14 protein-coding genes and 1 pseudogene are annotated in these 13,389 nt (G+C 51.4%); 5 read left to right on the top strand and 10 right to left on the bottom strand.

The genetic code is table 11. The annotated features are described in order from the left end of the window. Nucleotides 1–67: 67 nt before the first annotated feature. From yciA to HMPREF3119_RS11775, 3 genes are all read left to right on the top strand, one after another. On the top strand, nucleotides 68–508 hold the full coding sequence (gene yciA, locus HMPREF3119_RS11765) for an acyl-CoA thioester hydrolase YciA (protein WP_004238167.1): 441 nt from the start codon (nucleotides 68–70) through the stop codon (nucleotides 506–508). 136 nt (nucleotides 509–644) lie between these two features. After that, the gene (gene dbpA / locus HMPREF3119_RS11770; RefSeq protein WP_015422736.1) at nucleotides 645–2,018 is read left to right on the top strand and encodes an ATP-dependent RNA helicase DbpA; all 1,374 of its coding nucleotides are present in this window, start codon (nucleotides 645–647) and stop codon (nucleotides 2,016–2,018) included. Nucleotides 2,019–2,148: 130 nt separating this feature from the next. Next, complete coding sequence (locus HMPREF3119_RS11775; RefSeq protein WP_004239188.1) at nucleotides 2,149–2,931, top strand: bestrophin-like domain; 783 nt, start codon at nucleotides 2,149–2,151, stop codon at nucleotides 2,929–2,931. Between the two features lie 55 nt (nucleotides 2,932–2,986). Here the strand turns inward: HMPREF3119_RS11775 and HMPREF3119_RS11780 are convergent, their stop codons facing one another. Then, a complete protein-coding gene (locus HMPREF3119_RS11780; protein WP_049240517.1) occupies nucleotides 2,987–3,721 on the bottom strand; it encodes a TonB family protein in 735 nt (244 codons plus the stop codon). Nucleotides 3,722–3,841: 120 nt separating this feature from the next. After that, on the bottom strand, nucleotides 3,842–4,021 hold the full coding sequence (locus HMPREF3119_RS11785; protein ID WP_015422737.1) for a YciY family protein: 180 nt from the start codon (nucleotides 4,019–4,021) through the stop codon (nucleotides 3,842–3,844). Between the two features lie 254 nt (nucleotides 4,022–4,275). Here HMPREF3119_RS11785 and cls point away from each other — a divergent pair, with 254 nt between their 5' ends. Next, nucleotides 4,276–5,736 carry a cardiolipin synthase gene (gene cls, locus HMPREF3119_RS11790; protein WP_004238173.1) on the top strand — a complete coding sequence of 487 codons (1,461 nt, stop codon included), beginning with the start codon at nucleotides 4,276–4,278 and terminating at the stop codon, nucleotides 5,734–5,736. Nucleotides 5,737–5,805: 69 nt separating this feature from the next. Then, a complete protein-coding gene (locus HMPREF3119_RS11795) occupies nucleotides 5,806–6,138 on the top strand; it encodes an HI1450 family dsDNA-mimic protein (RefSeq protein ID WP_032098125.1) in 333 nt (110 codons plus the stop codon). Between the two features lie 20 nt (nucleotides 6,139–6,158). Here the strand turns inward: HMPREF3119_RS11795 and HMPREF3119_RS11800 are convergent, their stop codons facing one another. From HMPREF3119_RS11800 to HMPREF3119_RS19850, 8 genes and pseudogenes are all read right to left on the bottom strand, one after another. Beyond that, nucleotides 6,159–6,716, bottom strand: coding sequence for a helix-turn-helix transcriptional regulator (locus tag HMPREF3119_RS11800; RefSeq protein WP_036417280.1), 558 nt, complete (start codon nucleotides 6,714–6,716; stop codon nucleotides 6,159–6,161). A 27-nt stretch (nucleotides 6,717–6,743) separates the two neighbouring features. Beyond that, a pseudogene (locus tag HMPREF3119_RS11805) lies at nucleotides 6,744–6,957 on the bottom strand (hypothetical protein). Nucleotides 6,958–7,188: 231 nt separating this feature from the next. Continuing rightward, nucleotides 7,189–8,187, bottom strand: coding sequence for a murein tripeptide/oligopeptide ABC transporter ATP binding protein OppF (gene oppF / locus HMPREF3119_RS11810; RefSeq protein WP_032098122.1), 999 nt, complete (start codon nucleotides 8,185–8,187; stop codon nucleotides 7,189–7,191). Continuing rightward, nucleotides 8,187–9,161 (bottom strand): ABC transporter ATP-binding protein, encoded by a 975-nt coding sequence (locus HMPREF3119_RS11815; RefSeq protein ID WP_004239183.1) that lies wholly within the window; start codon nucleotides 9,159–9,161, stop codon nucleotides 8,187–8,189. Before HMPREF3119_RS11815 ends, oppF begins: the two co-directional genes overlap by 1 nt. 11 nt (nucleotides 9,162–9,172) lie before the next feature. Then, nucleotides 9,173–10,081: an oligopeptide ABC transporter permease OppC gene (gene oppC / locus HMPREF3119_RS11820; RefSeq protein WP_004238179.1), complete on the bottom strand. Its 909-nt coding sequence runs from the start codon at nucleotides 10,079–10,081 to the stop codon at nucleotides 9,173–9,175. A 14-nt stretch (nucleotides 10,082–10,095) separates the two neighbouring features. Then, nucleotides 10,096–11,016, bottom strand: a complete 921-nt coding sequence (oppB, locus tag HMPREF3119_RS11825) for an oligopeptide ABC transporter permease OppB (protein ID WP_004238180.1) — start codon at nucleotides 11,014–11,016, stop codon at nucleotides 10,096–10,098. Nucleotides 11,017–11,095: 79 nt separating this feature from the next. Continuing rightward, a complete protein-coding gene (gene oppA / locus HMPREF3119_RS11830) occupies nucleotides 11,096–12,736 on the bottom strand; it encodes an oligopeptide ABC transporter substrate-binding protein OppA (protein WP_004238181.1) in 1,641 nt (546 codons plus the stop codon). A 148-nt stretch (nucleotides 12,737–12,884) separates the two neighbouring features. Next, nucleotides 12,885–13,389: ABC transporter substrate-binding protein (locus HMPREF3119_RS19850; RefSeq protein WP_246829276.1), on the bottom strand; the 505-nt coding region annotated here is incomplete at its 5' end.

The following is a 13,389-nucleotide window of genomic DNA, read 5'->3' on the forward strand; positions in this document are numbered from 1 at the left end:
AAATCAACCGGATATCGGTTTGTTTCCGCCGGTATCCTTTTTCGTTAAACGGATGTAAGTGTTTCTCATGACTCAACAACAATGTTTACCTAACGGGGAACTGGTGCTGCGCACCTTAACCATGCCGACAGACACCAATGCCAACGGGGATATCTTCGGCGGCTGGCTGATGTCGCAAATGGATATCGGCGGCGCTATTCTGGCAAAGGAGATTGCACTCGGCCGCGTGGTGACCGTCCGCGTGGACGGCATTACCTTTCTGCGCTCTGTCGCGGTCGGTGATGTGGTCTGCTGTTATGCGCGCTGCCTGAAAACCGGGAATTCATCCATGACAGTCAAAGTTGAGGTCTGGGTGAAAAAAGTGGCTACCGATCCTATCGGTGACCGTTACCGGGCAACAGAAGCTGTCTTCAGTTATGTTGCGGTGGATGCGGATAACCGTCCCCGCCCGCTGCCCGACGGAAAACGTCATTTTCAGTTAGACAGCAGTAACAGTGATTTAAAATAATGCGTTTCATACCGGCCACTCTTCTGAGTGGCCGTTTTGTCTGCCGGAATAAACCACAGGTTCCCCGCGACACCGGCGTCCGGTAATAGTATCATTGCCGAAAACCTCTCTTTTTATTTAATCCGGAATTTTCATCGTGACCTCATTTGCTGAACTTAATGCACTTCCCGCAGAACAAATTACCAACCTGAATGAACTGGGTTATCTGACCATGACCCCGGTTCAGGCCGCCGCATTACCGGCCATTCTCGCGGGTAAAGATGTCCGTGCGCAGGCCAAAACCGGCAGCGGGAAAACCGCCGCATTCGGCCTGGGGCTGTTACAGCATATCGATGCCGGACACTTTATGACCCAGGCGCTTGTTCTGTGCCCGACCCGCGAACTGGCGGATCAGGTCGCCGGTGAGCTGCGCCGCCTGGCGCGTTATCTGCCGAATATCAAAATTCTGACCTTATGCGGCGGTGTGCCGTTTGGTGCCCAGCGCGATTCACTGATCCACCCGCCGCATATTATTGTGGCCACCCCGGGCCGCCTGATTGACCATCTGAACAAAGACACGCTGCACCTTGATGCTATCCGCACACTGGTGCTGGATGAAGCTGACCGTATGCTGGATATGGGCTTTGCTGACGATATTACTGAAATCCTCTCCCGTACCCCGGAAGAACGTCAGACTCTGCTGTTTTCCGCCACCTGGCCGGATGAGATTGCAGCTGTCAGCCGCCGTTTTCAGCGCGATCCGCAAACCATCGAAATCAACAGCACCGACGAACTTCCTGCGGTTGAGCAGCAGTTTTATGAAGTTTCACGGCGTGGCAAAACTGAACTGTTACAGAAATTACTGAGCCGCGAACAACCGGCATCCTGCGTGGTATTCTGCAACACCAAGAAAGATTGCCAGGATGTGTATGAAGCCCTGGAAGGCAGCGGACAGAGTGTTTTAGTACTGCACGGTGATATGGAACAACGCGAGCGCGACCAGACCCTGATCCGCTTTGCCAACGGCAGCAGCCGTGTGCTGGTTGCCACCGATGTGGCGTCACGCGGGCTCGATATCAAAGCCCTTGAGCTGGTGATCAACTATGAACTGGCGTGGGATCCGGAAGTGCACGTTCACCGCATCGGCCGTACCGCCCGTGCCGGTGAAAGCGGACTGGCGATCAGCCTGTGTGCACCGGAAGAAGCGGTCCGGGCAAACGCACTGGAAGAGATGCTGCATATGAAACTGAACTGGCAGCCAATCCCTGCCGGGCTGCGTATCACCCCGCTGGATGCGGCAATGGCGACACTGTGTATTGACGGCGGCAAAAAAGCCAAAATCCGTCCGGGGGACATTCTCGGCGCCATGACCGGTGATATGGGGCTGAACGGCGAAGATATCGGCAAAATCGTGATCCACCCGATGCATGCTTATGTCGCGGTGCGTCAGGGTATCGCGCAGCAGGCCCGTAAACTGCTTCAGCAGGGTAAAATCAAAGGGAAACCTGTCAGAGTCAGATTGCTGAAATAATTACAAAGGACAGCATTTCCCGTCAGCGGATGACATCTCTGTTTTATATCCGGCCGGCCTTTTCAGGCCGGCTTTATTCCACCTGCATCTCAGTATTCTGCTGAGGCATTTTCTGTTAAAGGGTCTTTGTATGGCAGCGCTGTTTAATGCTTTAGTCTCTGATTCAGTTATTTTATTTGTCGTTATCTTTATTTTATCTGTCGGCTCGGCCTATGCCGGAAAATACCTGTTCAAAAAACGTCATGGGAAAACCGAATTAGCAGATGATGAAACCAAAATTGTTCTCGGTGCCGTATTATCCCTGCTCGGCTTATTAATCGGCTTTTTACTGACGATCTCTATCGGCGGCTATAATAACCGCGAACAGATGGAAGAAAACGAAGCTATTGCTATCGGTAATGCATTCCAGCGGGCACAATTACTGTCTCCGGAAAATAACCTGCGGGCAAATACTCTGCTTAACACGTATATTGACGCACGTATTGATTTTTTTAACGGCGGCTCACAGGCAAAAAATGAAAAATGGCGGGATATCTCCCTTGAGGCTCAGTCCTCTCTCTGGCAGATCGCTGCATCTGAAGCCCGCACGGCCCCGAATCCGGTGATTGCCTCCGTACTGACCGCATTCAGTGATCTCTATGTGTCCGAAGAAAAAACCATGGCCAGCTGGCGCTATCAGATCCCGGGAGCCGCCTGGGTATTACTGATTTTATTTGCCGTCAGTGCCAATGTGCTGATCGGGTATAATATCCGCGGACTGCGCGGCAGCAATATTATGATTTTAATTCTGCCGCTGCTGACAACCATGGCTCTGTTTATGATTGCGGAAATTGATATTCCGGGTGAAGGGGTTATTCATGTAGTACCGGATAATCTGGTGAATTTACGCGCTGATCTTTTCCCGGCAAAATAAGACAGAAACAAAAAACCCGGCATTTTTATGTGCCGGGCTTTCTTTTTTTATCGGATCACTGAATAGAGGTTTTACCGTCGATCCGGAAAATAATGGTGGTCGTCATGCCTTTCTTCGGCTTTTTCTCGTAACGCCATTTACGCATTGCATTACGGACTTCACGTTCAAACATATTTTTCGGTGATGCTTCGATAATATCGATATTCTGAATACGGCCATCGGTATCGACATCAAATCTGACCCGCACCTTCCCTTCTTTACCGAGGCTGCGTGCCCGTGCCGGATAGACCGGATCAGCACGGTTCAGGGCTTTCGGGTCACCACCGCCAACATCACTTTGTCCGGCAGAAGCCACATTTCCGACCGGGCCTGCAGGGGCTTTCTGCACATTCTGCTGACCTTCCGGCGTACCACTGAACAGCGGTTTATCGGAGACCGGTGCTTTGGTTTCAACCGGTTTTACGGCTGGTTTCTCAACTTTTTTCTCTTTTTTCGGTTTTGGTTTTGGTTTTTTCTCAACCGGTTTCTTTTCCACCGGTTTTTCAATAACCGGCTTCACGACCGGCTCAGGTTCAGGCTCGGGTTCCGGCTCTGTTTCGGGTTCCGGTTCAGGCTGAGGTTCAGCCACAGCTGCTGCCGGTGCCGGCGCAAACGCTGCCATCTCCACCATCAGCACTTTAGGTTCGTCCTCAACCTCCTTATTCATGTTGTAGTAAATCGCTGCGGCCACAGAGGCATGCAGACAAAGAGAAATGAGAATTGGCCAGCTGATCCAGCGAAAAATAGGCATAGTCGATACAATCTTATAAGCAGCTAATAATGACAATGGTCACTAGTGTAAATGCAAATAGCAATCAATTTCAATACGAAAGACACAACCATTGTCACTTATCGTGCTGATGGTCACTTCTTAGTGGCTTAATTCAGCCTGAGCAAACAGCAGCGAACGGCGTTGTCTCGCGATATCCAGCTTGCGCAGAGCAAAAATCCGGATGTTCCGCCGGGACTGACTTTCCAGCCAGCGACGACGACGACGGGTTGCCTGCCGTAACATACGCCAACGTGCAACTTCCGGTCTGCTGTGTCTCATAACTAAACCCTTTTTTAGACTGTGTGAAAAAATAAGCTAATAATAAGGGCAATTATTATAAACTGCCTGACACAATAACCAACCGCTTTCCCGCAATATCTGCAAACACCGGCAGAAAAAAGTGGTTAAACTGACTTAAATCACAAATACAGCAGCATTACAGAAAGCTTTCTGATACATTTTCCGGTGGAGTATCAATCAGATCCTGAGCCTGTTTTGTCTGCAAACCTTATTCTTAGAGAAAGATAATACCTATGTCGACATTTTATACGCTGTTATATTGGCTGAGTATTCTTTTCTACTGGCTGCTGGTCGCCGGTATCTCTGTCCGCGTAATGTACAAACGCCGCCCGGTAACATCTACCATGACCTGGTTACTGATCATCTATATTCTGCCGTTTATCGGAATTATTGCGTATCTCGCCTTCGGTGAACTCCATCTCGGCCGCCGCCGGGTTGAGCAGGCAAAAGGAATGTGGCCGTCTGTCTCCGGCTGGGTTGAAAATCTGCGTCAGTCAAAACACATTTTCGCTACGGAAAACAGTACCCAGGCTGCTCCGCTGTTTCAGCTGATTGAGCACCGCCAGGGAATTCCCGGGGTAAAAGGTAACCAGATTCAGTTGTTTACCACCTGCGAGGACTCATTACGCCAGATTGTCAAAGATATCGATAATGCTAAACACAGCATTGATATGGTGTTTTACATCTGGAAACCGGGCGGTGATGTGGACAATGTCACCAATGCCCTGCTCGCCGCCGCCAAGCGGGGTGTAAAATGCCGGATTATGGTGGACTCCGCCGGCAGCTGGCACTTCTTCCGCCATGATTATCCGGAGATGATGCGGAATGCCGGGATAGAATTTGTCGAAGCTCTGCCGGTAAACATTCTGCGCTTCGCCCTGCGCCGGATGGATTTGCGTCAGCACCGGAAAATCGTCACTATCGATAACTATATTTCCTACACCGGCAGTATGAATATGGTGGATCCGCGCTACTTTAAACAGGACGCCGGTGTCGGTGAATGGGTTGATATCCTTGTTCGTATGGAAGGCCCTGTCACCACCCTGTTCGGTATTATCTATGCACTGGACTGGGAAATGGAGCGCGGAGAGCGCCTGTTACCGCCGCCGCCGGACGATATTGAAATGCCGTTTGAAAAAGACAGCGGCCATACCGTCAATATTGTGGCTTCCGGTCCGGGTTACCCTGAAGAGCTGATCCAGCAATCCCTGATGACGGCTATTTTTGCCGCACAGGAGCGTCTGACCTTCACCACGCCGTATTTTGTCCCGAGCGATGACCTGATGCATGCCATCTGTACCGCCGCCATGCGTGGCGTGCGTGTTGCAATTGTGATGCCGCGCCTTAATGACTCATTCCTCGTCCGCTGGGCAAGCCGCGCGTTTTATACTGAATTGCTGGAAGCCGGCGTGGAAATCTATCTGTTCGAGGATGGTCTGCTGCACACGAAAAGTGTCCTCGTGGATGACCAGCTCAGTATGGTCGGTTCCGTAAACCTGGATATGCGCAGCCTGTGGCTCAACTTTGAAATCACCGCCGTTATCGATGATGAAAGTTTTGCCGGTGACCTGAATATTGTCCAGAATGACTATATTTCACGCGCAACCCGCCTCGATTACACTGAATGGGAAAAACGTCCGCTGACCAACCGTGTTCTTGAGCGGTTATGTTATTTCTTCAGTCCTCTGCTGTGATAAACTGACTTTCTTTATTATCCCCGCCGGTATAAAACGGCGGGGGATCACCGGAATGTAACCTGACCTATGAGTACCTCTCTTCCCCGTCGCCTCAGCGAGCAGGAAACGATTGAAATGGCCTATGACCTGTTTCTGGAACAGGCAATGGATAACCTTGACCCGGCAGACGTCCTGCTGTTTAACCTTCAGTTTGAAGAGATCGGCGGTGCTGAAATTGTACCAACCGGCAGTGACTGGTCAGAGTTTGCACCTTTTCTGGCACAAAACCCGGAATGTGCCGAAGTGGTTATCGGCCTGGCTCCGGATGAAAATGCAGATATCGATCAGATTTTTGCCCGTGTGCTGATTTCCCGGCATTTTACCGGCTCACCGGAATACGCTGTCCGCTGGCGGGAATAATCTCCCCGCCGGTCACGCGGTCAGCAGCGGCATTTTTCACGCCGGGCGATTAATGACCTTGTGATAATGTCAATTTCAGCGGGATCCTCTGCAGCCCCTGCACGTAATGCAAGATTCCATTTGCTGATAATTTTTGCATTTTCTGCCATCTCAGAATGTGCAGCCAACCGCCCTTGTGCCATCAGCCAGGACGCGACCGCAGCCCAGTCCCATAACGGGGATTGCCCGCGCAGCCGCTGCACCGGCCCCGGAAAGGTGCCCGGGCCGCGCGCACCATCTTTGAGCAACGCGATTGCCTGACGTGACATACCAGTCAGTTCCGCAATATCACTCAGGCCGACAAGAGCAGAATCCACCGATTCCACCCGTGCATTCACACCGGCTGACTCCGCATCTTCCACCGCCGTACGGATTGCACAATCCAGAGACGGTGCTTCCCGGTCAAATTCCAGATAGACTGATTTACCGTAAAAACAGAGTAATGCATCATCACAACCGCCTGCAAATAAGGCATCCTCCAGGTTCTCTGTATCTGCTGTCACACCGGACAGCGTCAGCGTAAAATTATACAGTGCCATCGTTTCCCCCTTTCCTGCTGCCCGTTTTCACTGACAGGCATCCACTTTTCGTCTGATCTGCTTTGCATGGTTTTCCGTATTTCGCGGTGTTGACCAGACACTCATCTTATGCTGCCGGTGTTCATCATACGGTGACCCGCACCGTAACCGGCAGAATGCATGCGAGGAATTCCCCGGCGCATCCCTGTAACAGTGCATATTCAATCGCGGACTGAATATGTTTATCCGGATGTTTCTTCATTTCCTGTACCTACAGTAGTTTATATGTTGACATTGGTCAACAACTCATTATTGACACACCTGAAAACCGGCTGTGCTTTTTAATAACGGAATCAGTAAGCTGCCTGCAAGGCCGCAAAGTACGCCCTGTCAGATTTTGCGGCTGGTGCGGAAAAGCAGGATGTGGAGATGAAAAAAAAGCGCCCGTACCGGGCGCTCTGTCTCAAAAATAAAATTAACGGCTTTACCGTATTTACAGCGGATCAACCTTCAGGCAGGACACTGCATGGCGGAAACTGCCTTCCAGCAGCGGCCGGGTTCTTGCGCATTCACTGTCCGCCAGCGGGCAGCGGGTGCGGAAGACACAACCGGACGGCGGATTAATCGGTGACGGCAGTTCCCCTTCCAGCAGCTGAATGGTTTTATTCTGCTCTCTGTCCGGGTCAGGCACCGGCACCGCAGACATCAGCGCTTTGGTGTACGGATGCAGCGGGTTGTGGTACACCTCGTCATACGTGCCGAGTTCCACCGCGTGGCCGAGATACATCACCAGCACACGGTCAGAAATGTGTTTCACCACCGCCAGGTCGTGAGCGATAAAAATAAGGGATAATCCCATCTCCCGCTGTAATTCTTTCAGCAGGTTCACCACCTGGGCCTGGATAGACACATCCAGCGCTGAAACCGGCTCATCACAGATAACCAGTTTCGGCTCGAGGATCAGTGCGCGGGCGATACCGATACGCTGGCACTGTCCGCCGGAAAACTCATGCGGATAGCGGTTCACCAGGTTCGGCAGCAGCCCGACTTTCATCATCATGGCTTTGACTTTGTCTGTCACTTCCGTCTTACTCATTGACGGATAATAGGTGCGCAACGGCTCTGCAATAATATCGCCGATAGTCATACGCGGGTTGAGTGATGCCAGCGGATCCTGGAAAATCATCTGGATGTCATTCCGGACATTGTGCCAGTCTTTTTCACTCATACCGCACAGGTCTTTGCCCAGCCAGGTTACCCGGCCGGCCGTGGATTTCACCAGGCCGATAATCGCACGGGCAAACGTGGATTTCCCGCAGCCGGATTCTCCGACCACCCCGAGTGTTTCCCCTTCATACAGACGGACAGTCACACCATCCACCGCTTTCAGGCTTTTCGCCGGCTGCCAGAACCATTGTTTGTTATCTCTGATGGAAAAATGGACTTTTAAATCTTCAATTTCCAGCAGAACCGGACGTTCTGAATGTGTCATTATGCCAACTCCTCTGCAGTTCTGAAGCAGGCACGCAAACGGCCCTGAGAAAATGCCTGTAACGGCGGCTCATGCCGCGCACACTCGTCTGTCGCATACTGGCAGCGCGGGCGGAACGGACAGCCTGCCGGGAGACGCAGGAGGTTCGGCGGGTTGCCGGGTATCGTGGCGAGCTCACTGTCTTCCTGCCCGTCAAGGCGCGGAACCGCTTTAAGCAGCCCGATAGAGTACGGATGCGACGGATGGTAGAACACATCACGGGCCGTGCCGTATTCCATGGTACGTCCGGCATACATCACCAACACCTTATCGCAGATACCGGCGACCACACCCAGGTCATGGGTGATCATAATAATCGCCGTATTGAACTCATTCTTCAGCTCATTGAGCAGCGTCATGATTTGCGCCTGCACCGTCACATCCAGTGCCGTGGTCGGTTCATCCGCAATCAGCAGCTTCGGCTTGCACAGCAGCGCCATCGCAATCATAACGCGCTGGCGCATCCCGCCGGAGAACTCATGAGGATACATATTCATCCGTTTGCGGGCTTCCGGCATTTTCACCGCGTCCAGCATCCGGACAGATTCCTCAAACGCATCGTGAGAACTCAGACCTTTATGCAGCATCAGCACTTCTGTCAGCTGTTTGCTGACTTTCATGTACGGATTGAGCGAGGTCATCGGATCCTGGAAGATCATGGAAATCTCTTCCGCCCGCATTTTGTTCAGCGCTTTTTCTTTCAGATTGAGAATTTCACGCCCGTTGAACACCGCAGAGCCGCTGACCACACCATTGCGGGCCAGCAGTCCCATCAGCGCAAACGCTGTCTGTGATTTCCCGGAGCCGGATTCACCGACAATCCCGAGTGTCTCACCCGCCGCCAGCGAAAAATTAAGTTTGTTTACGGCGGTGACATCGCCGTCCGGCGTTTTGAATGTCACGTTCAGGTCGTTAACCTGTAATAACTGAGTCATTGGCGGCCTCCTCAGCGATCTTTCGGGTCAAGGGCATCACGCAGCCCGTCACCGATAAAGTTGAAACAAAACAGAGTCACCACCAGGAATGCTGCCGGGAACATCAGTAACCAGGGCGAAACTTCCATTGAGTTAGCACCGTCATTGAGCAGCGCGCCCCAGCTGCTTAACGGCTCCTGTGTACCCAGCCCGAGGAAGCTGAGGAAGGATTCAAACAGGATCATACTCGGCACCAGCAGTGAGGCGTAAACCACCACCACACCCAGCACGTTCGGGACAATATGACGCAGAATGATATTGCGGGTCGGCACACCACAGACCTTCGCCGCCTCAATAAATTCTTTGCTCTTCAGGCTCAGTGTCTGGCCGCGCACGATACGCGCCATATCCAGCCAGGAAACCATGCCGATAGCCACGAAAATCAGAAAAATATTCTGACCAAAGAAGGTCACCAGCAGGATAACAAAGAACATAAACGGGAAGGAGTTGAGGATTTCCAGCACGCGCATCATGACAGAGTCAGTTTTGCCGCCGACATAGCCGGACATCGCGCCGTACAGTGTTCCCACCAGCACAGCGACCAGCGCTGCCGCCAGTCCCACCATCAGCGAGATACGCCCGCCGATAGCCACACGCACCAGCAGATCACGGCCGGAGGAGTCGGTACCAAAATAGTGGCCGCTCTCCGTATCCGGTGCTGCGGACATCATGCCCCAGTCGGTATCGTCATAGGCGAACTCCGACAGCATCGGCATAAAAATCACAAACAGGGTAATTAAAAACAACAGACACAGACTGGTGATCGCGGCTTTGTTATGCATAAAGCGGCGGCGGGCATCCGCCCACAGGCTGCGTCCTTCGACATCAAGCTGCTCCGTGAAATTTTCCAGAGCTTCGCGGTTTTTTTCATTCGGTAACATAGCGTGCTCCGGGACTAATAACGGATTTTCGGATCGATAACGGCATACAGCACGTCAACGATACAGTTAAAGGCGATGGTCAGTGTGCCGACCAGGATGGTCAGACTCAGCACCAGAGAGTAATCGCGGTTCAGCGCGCCGTTGACAAATAACTGCCCCACGCCCGGTAAACCGAAAATCGTCTCAATCACCATTGAACCCGTGATAATCCCCACAAATGCCGGTCCCATATAAGAGACCACCGGTAACAGTGCCGGGCGCAGTGCATGCCGCCAGACAATCTTACGCATCGGCAGACCTTTCGCCCGTGCGGTACGGATAAAGTTGGAGTGCATCACCTCAATCATGGAACTGCGCATAATACGGGAGATACTGGCGATATAGGCCAGTGACAGCGCGATCATCGGCAGAATGATATTGCTGAGCTGCCCGCCGTTCCAGCCGCCGCCCGGCAGCCAGTGCAGATGGATGGCAAAGATAAGAACCAGCAGCGGCGCCACCACAAAGCTGGGGATAACCACCCCGGTCATGGCAAAGCCCATGACGGTATAGTCCCATTTGGTGTTCTGGTTCAGTGCCGCTATCACACCGGCACTCACCCCGACAATCAGCGCCAGCACAAACGCCGCCAGCCCGAGTTTTGCGGAGACCGGAAACGCGGAGGCGACCAGGTCATTCACCGAGTAATCTTTATATTTAAAGGAAGGCCCGAAGTCCCCCTTTGATAACTGAACTAAATAATCAAAATACTGAACGTGAATCGGATCATTAAGATGGTACTTGGCTTCAATATTCGCCATCACTTCCGGCGGCAATTTACGCTCACCGGTAAATGGACTGCCCGGAGCCAGACGCATCATAAAGAAAGAGATAGTAATTAACACAAAAAGCGTCGGGATCGCCTCGAGTATACGGCGAAGAATAAACTTAAACATTGCCCGTTCCTATACAGTACCCGCTTCCGGGGGTACACACTACACAGGCCGCCCTTCGCAGGGCGGCCAACCGTCGGTATTATTTTTTAATCATATATAAGTTTTTGGTGTGGAAGTGATCCAGCGGATCTTTTCCGGTATAGCCACCTACATACGGTTTCACTAAACGGGTACTGACATAGTAATAGACCGGCACAATGGCAGAGTCTTTATCCAGCCGGGCTTCCGCCTGCTGATAGATCTGCGCACGTTCCGCATCGGTTTTCACCTGAAGGGATTGTTTCATCAGCTTATCAAACTCCGCACTCTTATAATGCGGAGTGTTGGTGCTGCTGTAAGAAAGAACCATATTCAGGAATGAAGACGGTTCGTTATAATCCGCACACCATGCGGCACGGGCAACATCATAAGTCCCCTGATGGCGGGTATCGAGGAAGGTTTTCCATTCCTGGTTAACCAGCTGAACTTCTGCACCGAGGTTTTTCTTCCAGATAGACGATGCGGCGATCGCCATTTTCTTGTGCAGATCAGATGTGTTATACAGCAGGTTAAATTTCAGTGGTTTATCTTTGGTAAACCCGGCTTCTTCCAGCAGTTTGCGCGCTTTTTCGTTACGCTGCTCCTGCGTCATATTCGCGAACCACTCAGGCTCTTTGGCTGACATACCATCCGCAAACGGTGGTGTGAAACCAAATGCCGGGGTATCACCCTGTGCTTTGACTTTGTTGACCATAATGTCGCGGTCAAGGCTCAGTTTCAGGGCTTCACGGACTTTCGGGTTATCAAACGGCGCTTTTTCGTTATTGATTTCGTAGTAATAGGTACACATATACGGCGAAATGCGCAGTTCGTCAGGAATTTCTTTTTTCAGTTTCTGGAACAGTTCAATCGGCAGGTTGTTATAGGTCATGTCGATTTCACCGCTGCGGTAGCGGTTAACATCAGTAACTTCAGAGGAAATCGGCAGGAAACGGACATTATTAATAACGGTTTTTTCGTTATCCCAGTATTTCGGGTTGCGGGTCAGTTCGATTTTTTCGTTAACCACCCAGTCTTTCAGGGTGTATGCGCCGTTGCTGACATAATTGCCCGGCTGAGTCCACTTATCACCGAATTTCTCGACAGTGGCCGGATGCACCGGAGACATGGAGTTATGCGCCAGCAGTTTCGGAATATACGGCACTTCTTCAGAGAGGGTCAGTTCAAGGGTTTTATCATCCAGCGCTTTGATGCCCAGCTCTTCCGGCTTTTTCTTCCCGGCGATAACATCATCAATATTCACCACGTGAGCATACTGGAGATAACTGGCATACGGTGATGCGGTATTCGGATCAGCCAGGCGGCGCCAGCTGTAAACGAAGTCCTGTGCGGTGACCGGGTCGCCGTTGGACCATTTTGCATCTTCGCGGATTTTAAACGTCCAGACTTTAAAATCTTTATTTTCCCAGGAGATTGCCGAGCCCGGCAGAATTTCACCACTTGGTCCTTCCAGGGTAATACCTTCCATCAGGTCACGGATAATATTCGCTTCCGGTACCCCTTCCACTTTATGCGGATCCAGTGACTGCGGCTCAGAGCCGTTATTGCGGATTAAATCCTGTTTATCTGCCAGCTGAACACCGGCCGGTACATCCGCAGCAAACGCCTGTGTACCAATACCCATCCCCATTGCTGCTACCACACTGAGTGCCAGCAGTGTTTTTTTCGTTGAATTAACCATCTTACATAAACTCCCCATTGACGAATGTGTTTTGCGTTTGTTGCGTTTTTATCAGGTGCTTTTCGTTTTAACTTCCGCACCTTCATTTTTTTCGCACTCTGTGAGTGCAAATTTTTTATTATTAATGTGTTTCTACCATATATAAGCGCTATATATCCATATAATCAAGCGGGTCATTGCCGGTAATTCCGCCGACTGATGGTTTTATCAGCCGGACACTCACGCGATAATAAACAGGAATTAATGCAGAGTCCTGATCTAACTGAGTTTCTGCCTCCTGGTAAGCGGATTGACGTGTTTTTTCATCCGTTGCCAGCAAAGCACGCTGCATTGCACTGTCAAATGCAATATTCCGGTAGAAACTGGTGTTATTACTGCTGTCTGACAGAAAAATGTTCAGAAACGAGGATGGCTCATTGTAATCCGCGCACCAGGTCGCCCGGGCTACCTGATAATTTCCTTCATGGCGATTCTGATTGGAGGTTTTCCATTCCTGGTTTTTCAGCACCACTTTCGCGCCGATATTTTTCTGCCACATGGAGGCGGCGGCAATTGCCTGCTGTTTATTCTGATCGGACGTGTTATAGAGCAATTCAAAGGTCAGCGGATTTTTTTCGCTGTAACCGGCTTCTTCCAGCAGTTTGCGCGCTTTT

The sequence above is a fragment of the Morganella sp. HMSC11D09 genome, assembly GCF_001807955.1.
Taxonomy (GTDB): domain Bacteria; phylum Pseudomonadota; class Gammaproteobacteria; order Enterobacterales; family Enterobacteriaceae; genus Morganella; species Morganella morganii.

Coding starts and splice junctions, on each gene's coding strand:
- yciA (WP_004238167.1), top strand. CDS start 68: ATGACTCAACAACAATGTTTACCTAACGGGGAACTGGTGCTGCGCACC.
- HMPREF3119_RS11775 (WP_004239188.1), top strand. CDS start 2,149: ATGGCAGCGCTGTTTAATGCTTTAGTCTCTGATTCAGTTATTTTATTT.
- HMPREF3119_RS11780 (WP_049240517.1), bottom strand. CDS start 3,721: ATGCCTATTTTTCGCTGGATCAGCTGGCCAATTCTCATTTCTCTTTGT.
- HMPREF3119_RS11785 (WP_015422737.1), bottom strand. CDS start 4,021: ATGAGACACAGCAGACCGGAAGTTGCACGTTGGCGTATGTTACGGCAG.
- cls (WP_004238173.1), top strand. CDS start 4,276: ATGTCGACATTTTATACGCTGTTATATTGGCTGAGTATTCTTTTCTAC.
- HMPREF3119_RS11795 (WP_032098125.1), top strand. CDS start 5,806: ATGAGTACCTCTCTTCCCCGTCGCCTCAGCGAGCAGGAAACGATTGAA.
- HMPREF3119_RS11800 (WP_036417280.1), bottom strand. CDS start 6,716: ATGGCACTGTATAATTTTACGCTGACGCTGTCCGGTGTGACAGCAGAT.
- oppF (WP_032098122.1), bottom strand. CDS start 8,187: ATGACACATTCAGAACGTCCGGTTCTGCTGGAAATTGAAGATTTAAAA.
- HMPREF3119_RS11815 (WP_004239183.1), bottom strand. CDS start 9,161: ATGACTCAGTTATTACAGGTTAACGACCTGAACGTGACATTCAAAACG.
- oppC (WP_004238179.1), bottom strand. CDS start 10,081: ATGTTACCGAATGAAAAAAACCGCGAAGCTCTGGAAAATTTCACGGAG.
- oppB (WP_004238180.1), bottom strand. CDS start 11,016: ATGTTTAAGTTTATTCTTCGCCGTATACTCGAGGCGATCCCGACGCTT.
- oppA (WP_004238181.1), bottom strand. CDS start 12,736: ATGGTTAATTCAACGAAAAAAACACTGCTGGCACTCAGTGTGGTAGCA.